9 protein-coding genes and 1 riboswitch are annotated in these 9214 nt (G+C 70.8%); of the genes, 3 read left to right on the top strand and 6 right to left on the bottom strand.

What is annotated here, in order from left to right; all coding sequences use genetic code 11:
• Positions 1-919, bottom strand: a 919-nt coding sequence (locus QR77_RS25510; protein WP_063798079.1) for a YihY/virulence factor BrkB family protein, incomplete at its 3' end; no start/stop codon positions are given.
• 214 nt (positions 920-1133) lie between these two features.
• Between QR77_RS25510 and QR77_RS25505 the strand changes: the two genes are divergently transcribed.
• Complete coding sequence (locus QR77_RS25505; RefSeq protein WP_040024421.1) at positions 1134-1895, top strand: decaprenylphospho-beta-D-erythro-pentofuranosid-2-ulose 2-reductase; 762 nt, start codon at positions 1134-1136, stop codon at positions 1893-1895.
• A gap of 26 nt (positions 1896-1921) precedes the next feature.
• Here the strand turns inward: QR77_RS25505 and QR77_RS25500 are convergent, their stop codons facing one another.
• The 3 genes from QR77_RS25500 to glyA form a co-directional block, all read right to left on the bottom strand.
• Positions 1922-2521, bottom strand: coding sequence for a 2'-5' RNA ligase family protein (locus QR77_RS25500; protein ID WP_040024420.1), 600 nt, complete (start codon positions 2519-2521; stop codon positions 1922-1924).
• A gap of 169 nt (positions 2522-2690) precedes the next feature.
• The gene (gene trpS / locus QR77_RS25495) at positions 2691-3704 is read right to left on the bottom strand and encodes a tryptophan--tRNA ligase (RefSeq protein WP_040028632.1); all 1014 of its coding nucleotides are present in this window, start codon (positions 3702-3704) and stop codon (positions 2691-2693) included.
• Positions 3705-3896: 192 nt separating this feature from the next.
• On the bottom strand, positions 3897-5177 hold the full coding sequence (glyA, locus tag QR77_RS25490) for a serine hydroxymethyltransferase (RefSeq protein WP_040024419.1): 1281 nt from the start codon (positions 5175-5177) through the stop codon (positions 3897-3899).
• A gap of 38 nt (positions 5178-5215) precedes the next feature.
• Positions 5216-5305: riboswitch (ZMP/ZTP riboswitch) on the bottom strand.
• A gap of 144 nt (positions 5306-5449) precedes the next feature.
• On the opposite strand from glyA, the gene rocD reads away from it, so the two are divergent.
• Positions 5450-6655 (top strand): ornithine--oxo-acid transaminase, encoded by a 1206-nt coding sequence (gene rocD / locus QR77_RS25485; protein ID WP_040024418.1) that lies wholly within the window; start codon positions 5450-5452, stop codon positions 6653-6655.
• Positions 6656-6750: 95 nt separating this feature from the next.
• Here rocD and QR77_RS25480 read toward each other — a convergent pair whose 3' ends face one another.
• Together QR77_RS25480 and QR77_RS25475 are read right to left on the bottom strand one after the other, a co-directional pair.
• The gene (locus QR77_RS25480; protein ID WP_040024417.1) at positions 6751-7932 is read right to left on the bottom strand and encodes a glutathionylspermidine synthase family protein; all 1182 of its coding nucleotides are present in this window, start codon (positions 7930-7932) and stop codon (positions 6751-6753) included.
• A 93-nt stretch (positions 7933-8025) separates the two neighbouring features.
• Entirely contained in the window at positions 8026-8307 is a 282-nt protein-coding gene (locus QR77_RS25475) for a hypothetical protein (RefSeq protein ID WP_040028631.1), read from the bottom strand.
• Positions 8308-8444: 137 nt separating this feature from the next.
• Between QR77_RS25475 and QR77_RS25470 the strand changes: the two genes are divergently transcribed.
• On the top strand, positions 8445-9214 hold a 770-nt coding region (locus tag QR77_RS25470; RefSeq protein ID WP_040028630.1), incomplete at its 3' end, for a hypothetical protein.

Raw genomic sequence — 9214 nt, 5'->3', positions numbered from 1 at the left:
CAGGCGGGCCCGGCGGCGGGCCATCGAAGTCGGCGTCCGCCTCGGCCCTCGCCTCGTCCGCCGCCTCGGCCTTGCTCCGCGTCGCGGTCCACGCGGCGCAGAACAGCAGCAGCTTCGCCGTGAAGTTGATCCAGAGCAGCAGGGCGATCGGCACGCCGAAGGCGCCGTACATGCTCTTCGAAGCCACGCTCCTCATATAGCCGCCCAGCAGCAGCTTCAGCAGTTCGAAGCCGACGGAGCCGATCAGCGCGGCGACCACCAGCCGGCGGCGCGGCGGCTGGACGCGCGGCAGCAGCGTCAGCACGTACAGCAGGAGCAGGAAGTCGGCCAGGACCGCGATCGCGATGGCGGCGGTCTGGAGCAGTACGCCGCCGGCGCCGCCCTCGGAGATGCCGAGTCGGTCGGCGGTCCAGCCGATGGCCGTCGACCCGAAGCCCGACGCGCCCAGCGAGGCGAGGCCGACGGCGCCGAGGCCGATCAGGACCAGGCCGTCCTTGCCCTTGAGGACGATCGGATTGCCCTCGGGCTTGTCGTCCAGCTCCCAGACGGCCCGCAGACACTCCCGCATCGAGCCGATCCACCCGATACCGGTGAAGAGCAGCAGCGCGCCCGCCACGACCCCGACCGTGCCCGCGTTGGCCACCAGCGAGTCGATGTTGAGCTGGTCGGAGATGCCGGGCACCTGCTTGGCGATGCTGTTCTGCACGTCGTGGAGCTGACGGGTGCTCAGCAGCGCGGCGCCGATCGCCGCGCCCACCGTGATCAGCGGGAAGATCGCGACAAAGCTGATGAAGGTGATGGCGGCGGCCAGCCGTGACCAGTGGGTCCGCTCGAGCGTCTCGTACGAGCGCCAGGCATGCGTCTGCATGAAGCGGCCCACGAACGGACCGATCACAGGGAGTTTTTTCAGCCAGTCCATGCAGGAGACGTACCCCGGGATCGGACAAACAGCGGGCGGGCGCACCGGTGAACCTCTCGTCACCCCCTTGGCGGCCCCGCCACACAGCGCTCAAAGCCGGAAAAGTTCGCAAAGAAGTAGGTATGGGGCGATACGGTCACCTCCAAGGCCCCACTACCGGCACCGGCACCCCGCCGCCCGTTTCGACAGGGATTCCGACAAGGAGCTTGGAACGATGAAGAACGCTTATCGCACCCCGCAGTCCCTGCTCGTCCTCGGCGGTACGTCGGAGATCGGCCTCGCGACCGCGCGCCGGCTGATCGCCCGCCGTACCCGTACGGTCTGGCTCGCCGGCCGCCCCTCCCCCGCCCTGGAGGCCGCGGCCGAGGAGCTGCGCGCCCTCCGTACGGACGTCGACATCCGCACGGTCGCCTTCGACGCGCTCGACCCCGGCAGTCACGAGCCGACGCTCGGCAAGGTCTTCGCCGAGGGCGACATCGACATGGTGCTGCTCGCGTTCGGGGTCATGGGCGACCAGGCGCGCGACGAGGCCGAGCCGCTCGCGGCTGTCCGGGTCGCGCAGACGAACTACACCGGCGCGGTGTCGGCCGGACTGGTGTGCGCGGGCGCGTTGCAGGTGCAGGGGCACGGCTCGCTCGTGGTGCTGTCGTCGGTGGCCGGGGAGCGGGCGCGGCGCGCTGACTTCATCTACGGGTCGAGCAAGGCGGGCCTCGACGCCTTCACCCAGGGGCTCGGCGACGCCATGTACGGCACGGGCGTGCATGTGATGATCGTGCGCCCCGGTTTCGTACGGACGAAGATGACGGCGGGGCTGGCGGAGACTGCGCCGGCCACCACGCCGGAAGAGGTCGCGTTCGCGATCGAGTTGGGGCTGCGGCGGCGGGCCGAGACGGTGTGGGTGCCGGGAATGCTGCGCCTGGTGATGGCGGCGCTGCGGCACCTGCCGAGGCCGCTGTTCCGCCGACTGCCGTTGTGACGGGCCACCGGGAGCCGTGCGGGTGACTAGGGACTGACCGGTCTGCGGGACGCGGGGCGGTCCCTGGGCGTGCTCTGCGAGGGCACGCCGGGGATCTCGCCGCCGCCGCCGAACGCGTACTCCTGGAGCTTGCGCCAGATGCCGTCCGGTCCCTGCTCGTAGAGCGCGAAGGAGGTGCAGCTCCACTGCGCCACATACTCGGCGAGCTCCTCGTACGCCCGGTCCATCGCCTCCTCGGCGATGCCGTGGGCCACGGTGACATGCGGGTGATACGGGAACTGGAGCTCACGGACCAGCGGCCCCGACGTGTCCCTGACCCGCTTCTGGAGCCAGGTGCAGGCCGACGCGCCCTCGACGACCTGGACGAAGACGACCGGGGAGAGCGGGCGGAACGTGCCGGTGCCGTACAGCCGCATCGGGAACGGCCGGCCGGCCGTCGCGACGGCCGCGAGATGCGCCTCGATCGCCGGCAGCGCCGAGGCGTCGACCTCGGTCGGCGGCAGGAGGGTGACGTGCGTGGGAATGCCGTGTGCGGCGGGATCACCGAAGCCCGCGCGCTGCTCCTGGAGCAGACGGCCGTACGGCTCCGGGACCGCGATCGAAACGCCGAGCGTTACGGTCCCCACGTCGTTCTCCTCACTCCGTACCGACTTGGTCGGGCCCCGGATCGGTCCTGTGCGGCCGGCGGCTGTGTGCCGCCCGCCAGTGTGACTCCCGTACCGCCTTGCTGGCCAGCACCCCCCGTGTCGGTGCGGCCGGTCAGTGCCTCACCGGTCAGTGCTTCGCCGGCACCGGTCAGTGCTTCGCCGGCAGGAGGCCCACCCTGTCGTAGGCCTGGGCCAGGGTCTCGGCCGCGACGGCGCGCGCCTTGTCGGCGCCCCCGGCCAGGATCGAGTCCAGCGTCTCCGGGTCGTCCAGGTATTCCTGGGTGCGGGTCCTGAAGGGTGTGACGAAATCGACCACGATGTCGGCGAGGTCCGTCTTCAGCGCACCGTAACCCTTTCCGGCGTACTGGTTCTCCAACTCGGGGACCGTGAGGCCGGTGAGCGTGGAGTGGATGGTGAGCAGATTGCTCACACCGGGCTTGGCGACGGTGTCGAAGACGATCTCGGTGCCGGTGTCCGTGACGGCGCTCTTGATCTTCTTGGCCGTGACCTTCGGCTCGTCGAGCAGATTGATCAGGCCCTTGGGTGTGGACGCCGACTTGCTCATCTTGGCCGTCGGATCCTGGAGGTCGTAGATCTTCGCGACCTCCTTGACGATGTGCGGCGCCGGGACGGTGAACGTCTGCCCGAAGCGGGTGTTGAACCGCTCGGCGAGGTCACGCGTCAGCTCGATGTGCTGACGCTGGTCCTCACCGACCGGGACGGCGTCGGCCTGGTAGAGCAGGATGTCGGCGACCTGGAGGACGGGGTACGTGAACAGCCCGACCGTCGTCCGGTCGGTGCCCTGCTTGGCGGACTTGTCCTTGAACTGCGTCATCCGGGAGGCCTCACCGAAGCCGGTGATGCAGTTCATGATCCAGGCGAGCTGGGCGTGCTCGGGGACATGGCTCTGGACGAAGAGCGTGCAGCGCCCCGGGTCGAGGCCGGCGGCGAGGAGCTGGGCGGCGGCGAGCCGGGTGTTGGCGCGCAGCTCGGCGGGATCCTGCGGGACGGTGATCGCGTGCAGGTCCACGACCATGTAGAACGCGTCGTGGGTTTCTTGCAGCGCCACATACTGACGGACCGCACCGAGGTAGTTCCCTAGGTGGAAGGAGCCTGCGGTGGGCTGGATACCGGAGAGCGCGCGGGGACGGTCAGAGGCCATGCTCACCATTCTCTCAGGTGCCGCTGACAGGTCGGGAACGGATCTCCCCGGGCCGGGGAGCCGGGGAGCCGTCCCGGGGTGATACGCAGGTGAGACGTCGGTGATACGTCTGTGAGAGAAGGAACACAGGTGCTCGGCGGCCGACCCCGCCGCGCTTCGGACGCGTTCAGATCCGTCCGGATCTGTCCCGGTCTAGACCGGGAGTCCGGGCGCCGGGTGGGCCGCCATCAGGTCGGCGACCTCGGCGCGGATCGCGGTGAGGGCGTGCTCGTCCCCCGCGCCGGCGGCGCTGACGCCCCGGTCGATCCAGTCGGCCACGGCCGCCATGTGCGCGGTACCGAGGCCGCGTGAGGTGAGGGAGGGGGTGCCGATCCGGATGCCGGACGGGTCGAACGGCTTCCTCGGGTCGTACGGCACCGAGTTGTAGTTGACGACCAGGCCCGCGCGGTCCAGCGCCTTGGCCGCCACCTTGCCGGGGACGTCCTTCGGGGTGAGGTCCATCAGGATCAGATGGTTGTCGGTGCCGCCGGACACGAGGTCGAAGCCCCGCGCGAGCAGTTCGTCGGCGAGGACACCCGCGTTGGCGACGACGGACCGCGCGTAGTCCTGGAAGGAGGGCCTGGCCGCCTCGTGGAGGGCGACGGCGATCGCGGCGGTGGTCTGGTTGTGCGGGCCGCCCTGGAGACCGGGGAAGACCGCCTTGTCGAGGGCCTTGGCGTGCTCGGCACGCGACATCAGCATCGCCCCGCGCGGGCCGCGCAGGGTCTTGTGGGTGGTCGTGGAGATCACGTCGGCGTACGGCACCGGGGACGGGTGGGCGCCGCCGGCGATCAGCCCCGCGATGTGCGCGACGTCCGCGACGAGCACGGCGCCCGCCTCCCTGGCGATCTCGCCGAAGGCGGCGAAGTCGATGGTGCGGGGAAGGGCCGTACCGCCGCAGAAGATGACCTTGGGCCGCTCCTTCAGCGCGAGTGCGCGCACCTCGTCGAGGTCGATCAGGCCGGTGTCCTCGCGTACGCCGTACTGGACGCCCCGGAACCACTTCCCGGTGACCGACACGCCCCAGCCGTGGGTGAGGTGGCCGCCCATGGGGAGGGCCATGCCCATCACCGTGTCGCCGGGCTCGGCGAAGGCGAGATACACGGCGAGATTGGCGGGAGAGCCGGAGTACGGCTGGACATTGGCGTGCTCGACGCCGAAGAGCGCCTTGGCGCGGGCGACGGCGAGCCGCTCGACCTGGTCGATGTTCTGCTGGCCCTCGTAGTAGCGGCGGCCCGGGTAGCCCTCGCTGTACTTGTTCTGGAGGACGGTCCCGGACGCTTCGAGGACGGCCTGGGAGACGTAGTTCTCGCTGGGGATCAGCCGCAGGGTCTCGGCCTGCAACCGCTCCTCGGCGCCGACGAGCGCGGCGAGTTCGGGGTCGGCGGCCGACAGGGCGGGGTGGCGGGCGGTGTCGTGCGCGGGAAGTGTCATCGCGGTCCTCCGGGACGAGCCGTACGGCGGTCGTGGTCCCGGGGTGCCCAGGCGGACGGCACCTCGTGCGGTCTTCCCGTACGGCTCCCCCGCGGTCGGTTCCGCGTGCGCCAGTCGCCGTACGTGGCTCAACCCTAGGGGAAGAGCGGCCGGGGCGCGCCGGGAGCGAGGTTTCTCCGGCCGTGCGGCGAGCGACGATAGAAACAGGGGCCACTACCGTGTCCAGCAGGACAGCTTGTACCGAACACCTGTTTACAACGAATGGAGTTCCCGTGTCGGCAACGGAGAGTGCCATCGCCTCGGCGGAGGCCCACAGTGCGCACAACTACCACCCGCTGCCCGTCGTCGTCGCGTCGGCGGAGGGTGCCTGGATGACCGATGTCGAGGGGCGCCGCTTCCTCGACATGCTCGCCGGGTATTCGGCGCTCAACTTCGGCCACGGCAACAGGCGTCTGATCGACGCGGCCAAGGCCCAGCTCGAACGGGTGACGCTCACGTCGAGGGCGTTCCACCACGACCGCTTCGCGGAGTTCTGTACGCGGCTCGCCGAGCTGTGCGGCATGGAGATGGTCCTGCCGATGAACACCGGGGCCGAGGCGGTCGAGACGGCGGTGAAGACCGCGCGGAAGTGGGGGTACCAGGTCAAGGGCGTGCCGGAGGGCACGGCGAAGATCGTGGTGGCCGCGAACAACTTCCACGGCCGGACGACCACGATCATCAGCTTCTCGACGGACGCCGAGGCGCGGGCCGACTACGGCCCCTACACGCCCGGGTTCGAGATCGTTCCGTACGGCGACCTCACCGCCATGGAGTCGGCCCTCACCCACAACACCGTGGCCGTGCTGCTGGAGCCGATCCAGGGCGAGGCCGGCGTGCTGGTGCCGCCGCCGGGATATCTGGCGGGGGTGCGCGAGCTGACCCGGGCCCACGACGTGCTGTTCATCGCGGACGAGATCCAGTCGGGCCTCGGCCGGACGGGGAAGACCTTCGCCTGCGAGCACGAGGGCGTCGTGCCCGACATGTACGTGCTCGGCAAGGCACTGGGCGGCGGGGTGGTGCCGGTGTCGGCCGTGGTGTCGTCGGAGGCGGTGCTCGGTGTGTTCCGCCCCGGCGAACACGGATCGACCTTCGGCGGCAACCCGCTGGCCTGCGCGGTCGGGCTCGAAGTCATCGCCATGCTGGAGACCGGCGAATTCCAGGAGCGCGCGGCCGAGTTGGGCGACCACCTGCACCGCGAACTGGGGATGCTGGTGGGCGGCGGCGCGGTGGAGACCGTACGCGGCCGGGGGCTGTGGGCTGGGGTGGACATCAACCCCTCGATCGGCACGGGCCGGGAGATCTCGGAGCGGCTGATGGAACGGGGCGTGCTGGTGAAGGACACCCACGGCTCGACGATCCGGATCGCGCCGCCGCTGGTGATCAGCAAGGAGGATCTGGACTGGGGCGTCGCCCAACTGCGGGCGGTGCTCGCGGGCTAGGTTCGTTTCCGGCGAGGTGGGGCCGGGGGCCGGCCGGCAGGGCCGGGGGCCGGCCGACGACTCGGCCCCCGGTGTTGCCGCCGCCTTCCGGGCCCCTACAGGATGACGTGGGGCAGGAAGCGGGCGTACTCGTCGGTGATCGGGCCGGACGATTCACGGATGCCCAGGCCCGCCGCCTCGTGTTCGACCACCCACGCGCCCAGCACCACGCGGTTGCCCTCGAAGTCCGGCAGTGGGGCCAACTCCTGGTAGCAGCAGGCCTCGCCCCTGACGGCCGGGGGCAGGCCGGGCTCGTGGATCGTGACGCCGGCGCCCTCGCGGCCCAGCAGCGGCTTCGCCACATAGCCGCCCGCCGAGGCGAGTTCGCGGGGGCCGTCGAGGTAGGCGGGCAGCAGGTTCGGATGGCCCGGGTGCAGTTCCCAGAGGATGGCCAGCAGCGCCTTGTTGGAGAGGAGCATCTTCCAGGCGGGCTCGATCCAGCAGGTGCTGCCCGTACCGCCGCCGTTGTCTAGGGTGTCGAGGACCTGCGGGCCGAAGCGGTCGGTGGTCAGCCACTCCCACGGGTAGAGCTTGAAGCAGCTCCGGATGAAGTGCAGCCGCTCGTCCACGAAGCGTCCGCTCAGCCGGTCCCAGCCGATCTGTTCGACGGAGAGCGCCTCGGTGTGCAGGCCGGCCTGCTGGGCGGTCTCGCGCAGATACGCGACCGTCATCAGGTCCTCGCCCAGCTCGTCCCCCTCGGAGTGCACGAAGTGCACCGGCCCCGGCGGGAGGAGGGTGGCCTGCCGCTTCCAGGCGTCGACGAGCCGTTCGTGCAGAGAGTTCCACTGGTCGGCGCCGGGGAAGCGTTCCTCCATCCAGAACCACTGCGGGCTCGCCGCCTCGACCAGTGAGGTGGGGGTGTCGGCGTTGTACTCCAGCATCTTGGCCGGGCCCGTGCCGTCGTAGCGCAGGTCGAACCGGCCGTAGATGGAGGGGAGTTCGGCGCGCCTGCGCCAGGACTCGGTTATCCGCCCGGCCAACCGCCGGTCGGTGATGCCGAGTTCGGCGAAGCGGTCCTGCGCCACGATGTGCGCGGCGGCACTCAGGCACATCGCGTGCAGCTCTTCGACCACCTCTTCGAGGGCTTCGACCTCGGGCAGCGTGAAGGAGTAGTACGCGCTCTCGTCCCAGTACGGACGCAGCGAACCGTCGGGAAAGCGGGTCAGGGGATAGACGACACCCTGCGCCTCGACGATCCGCTGCCAGTCGGGGCGGGGCTCGATGGTGTGCCGTTCCATCAGCGGGCCGCCGGGCGCTCGGCCGGGGCGGACGCCGGGTCTGTCCGGTCCGCCGGGTCAGCCGGGCCCGACCGGTTCGTCGAGCCTGTCGGGTCAGCCACCGTGCGAGCCCGAGTGGGAGCTGCCGAAGCCGCCCTTCTCGACCGCCGAGCGGTTCGAACTTCCGCCGTAGACACGGCCGTTGCGGACCGAACCGCCGTAGTAGTACGAGCCGTGGCCGTGATCGTCGTCGCACTCGTACTTCGGCAGCGTCTTCTGCGTCTGCGGGTCGATGCAGCGCTTGTCCGGGTCCGAGCCGCACGACGTGAGTGTCATCGCGAGCATGCCCATCCCCCCGAGCACCACCGCGCTCGACCTGAGCTTCCTCTGCCGCATCGTCATGGGACGACTCCCCCGCTGTAATCGAACTGGCAACTGACCTATGGATCCCAGCCACAGTAGAGGGCCCCGCCGCTCAGGGGTAAGGCGGTGCGCCATCTCTGTCCGACTATTATGTGTTCGTGTTCTTGGGGATGGTTTGTGCGCTGGGTTCCGCGATCTCTTTCGGTACGGCCTCCGTCCTCCAGGCGGTGGCGGCCCGCTCCGCCGAGCCCGGGAGCGGCTCCGGCGTCGACGCGGCTCTGCTGCTGCGCGCGGTGCGGCAGTGGCGTTACGTCGCCGGGCTCGGCCTGGACGTGGTGGGCTTCGCGCTCCAGATCGTCGCGCTGCGCTCGCTGCCGATCTATCTGGTCGGCGCCGCGCTCGCCGCGAGTCTGGCCGTCACGGCCGTGGTCGCCGCCCGGCTGCTGGCGGTACGGCTCGGCTCCGCCGAGTGGGCCGCCGTGGCGGTGGTCTGCGGCGGCCTCGGCATGCTCGGCCTGGCCTCGGGCGCCCAGGGCGACCGCCCGGGTCCTGCCCTCCTGGGCTGGGCCATGCTCGGCGTCGCCGTCCTGGTGCTGCTGGCGGGAGCGGTGGCCGGGCGACTGCCCGAGCGGCCGCGCGCGCTGGTCCTCGGGCTCGGTGCCGGGTGCGGTTTCGGGGTGGTGGAGGTCGCCGTACGGCTCATCGACTCGGTGGATCTCGCCGCCCCCGCGCCGTACGCCCTGCTCCTCGGCGGCGCCGCCGGGTTCCTGCTGCTCACCTCGGCCCTCCAGCGCGGCTCGGTGACGACGGCCACGGCCGGCATGGTGCTCGGCGAGACGATCGGGCCCGCGCTGGTGGGTGTGGTGTGGCTGGGCGACCGTACGCACCCGGGGCTGGCGTGGCTGGCGGTCACCGGGTTCGCGGTGGCGGTGGCGGGCGC

The organism is Streptomyces sp. 150FB, from assembly GCF_000818195.1.
In the GTDB taxonomy this organism is placed as follows: Bacteria; Actinomycetota; Actinomycetes; order Streptomycetales; family Streptomycetaceae; genus Streptomyces.
Note: the sequence above shows the minus strand (reverse complement) of the source record. Positions and strands in the feature narration are given on the sequence as shown.

What these genes read in the sequence shown, in the direction of transcription:
- QR77_RS25480 (WP_040024417.1), bottom strand. Translation starts at nt 7,932, where the DNA reads ATGGAACGGCACACCATCGAGCCCCGCCCCGACTGGCAGCGGATCGTC.
- glyA (WP_040024419.1), bottom strand. Translation starts at nt 5,177, where the DNA reads ATGACACTTCCCGCGCACGACACCGCCCGCCACCCCGCCCTGTCGGCC.
- QR77_RS25505 (WP_040024421.1), top strand. Translation starts at nt 1,134, where the DNA reads ATGAAGAACGCTTATCGCACCCCGCAGTCCCTGCTCGTCCTCGGCGGT.
- trpS (WP_040028632.1), bottom strand. Translation starts at nt 3,704, where the DNA reads ATGGCCTCTGACCGTCCCCGCGCGCTCTCCGGTATCCAGCCCACCGCA.
- QR77_RS25475 (WP_040028631.1), bottom strand. Translation starts at nt 8,307, where the DNA reads ATGCGGCAGAGGAAGCTCAGGTCGAGCGCGGTGGTGCTCGGGGGGATG.